The organism is Streptomyces sp. C (assembly GCF_000158895.1).
Taxonomy (GTDB): Bacteria; Actinomycetota; Actinomycetes; order Streptomycetales; family Streptomycetaceae; genus Streptomyces; species Streptomyces racemochromogenes.
The window spans coordinates 1452302-1453608 of record NZ_GG657750.1; the positions used below are offsets into that span (position 1 = coordinate 1452302).

The window sequence follows — 1307 nt, forward strand, 5'->3', positions numbered from 1 at the left end:
GCGTGGCCGGGGAGCGGGCGGCGGGGGGTGCCTGGTGACCGGGGCGGCGCTCGGGGTGCTGGCGGCGGCGGGGGCGGTGCTGCTGCTGGGGCTGGGCTGGGCCGGGGGGCGGTGGCAGGCCCGGCGCGGGGAGCGGTTGGCGGGGCTGGACCTGGGCACGCCGGTCGAGCGGGCCACCTTCCACACGCTGCACACGGCTTCGCTGGCGGCTCCCCCGCTGCGGGCGGGCCTGACCGAGGACGCCGCCCGCAAGGCGGCGCGGCGGCTGCGGTCGCTGCTCGGCACGGAGGCGCTGTGCCTGACGGACCGGGAGGCGGTGCTGGCCTGGGACGGGCCGGGCGCCGACCACCACGAGCGGCGGGCGATGGCCCGGGTGGCGGTGATGCTGGAGTCGGGGCGCAGCCAGAGCCTGCGCACCGACTGCCAGCGGCCGGAGTGCCCGCTGAAGTGGGCGGTGTTCGCGCCGCTGACCGGTGAGGACGGGGTGCTGGGGGCGCTGGTCGCGTACGGGTCGCGGGAGTCGGCGGTGCTGGTGCGGGCCGCGACGGAGGTGGCGCGGTGGGTGTCCGTGCAGCTGGAGCTGTCGGAGCTGGACCGGGCGCGGACGCGGCTGATGGAGGCGGAGATCAAGGCGCTGCGGGCGCAGATCTCCCCGCACTTCATCTTCAACTCCCTCGCGGCGATCGCCTCGTTCGTGCGGACGGATCCGGAGCGGGCGCGGGAGCTGCTGCTGGAGTTCGCGGACTTCACGCGCTACTCCTTCCGCCGGCACGGGGAGTTCACCACGCTGGCCGAGGAGCTGCGGTCGATCGAGCGGTACCTGTCGCTGGCCGGGGCCCGGTTCGGGGACCGGCTGAAGGTGACGTTGCAGGTGGCGCCGGAGGTGCTGCCGGTGGCGCTGCCGTTCCTGTGTCTGCAGCCGCTGGTGGAGAACGCGGTCAAGCACGGGGTGGAGGACTCCACGGAGGAGTGCCGGATCACGATCGCGGCGCGGGACGCCGGCTCGGAGGCGGTGCTGACCATCGAGGACAACGGCGTGGGGATGGATCCGGAACGGCTGCGGCGGATCCTTGCCGGGGAGCGGGCCGGGTCGGCGTCGGGGATCGGGCTGCCGAACGTGGACGAGCGGATGCGTCAGGTGTACGGGGACGCGTACGGGATCGTCGTGGAGACGGGTCTCGGGGCGGGGACGAAGGTCACGGTCCGCATCCCGAAGTACCGGGCCGGCGTACGGCCGCTGTGACGCCGTCGGGCCGTCGGGCCCGGGGGCCGAGGCGCGGGGGCCCGAGGCCTGGGGGCCGAGGCCT

Annotated in this window: 1 protein-coding gene; it reads left to right on the top strand. The window is 75.7% G+C overall.

Annotated elements, in window-relative coordinates:
* The first annotated feature begins 34 nt into the window (after positions 1 to 34).
* The gene (locus tag SSNG_RS06310) at positions 35 to 1243 is read left to right on the top strand and encodes a histidine kinase (RefSeq protein ID WP_007262974.1); all 1209 of its coding nucleotides are present in this window, start codon (positions 35 to 37) and stop codon (positions 1241 to 1243) included.
* The last annotated feature ends 64 nt before the right edge of the window (positions 1244 to 1307 follow it).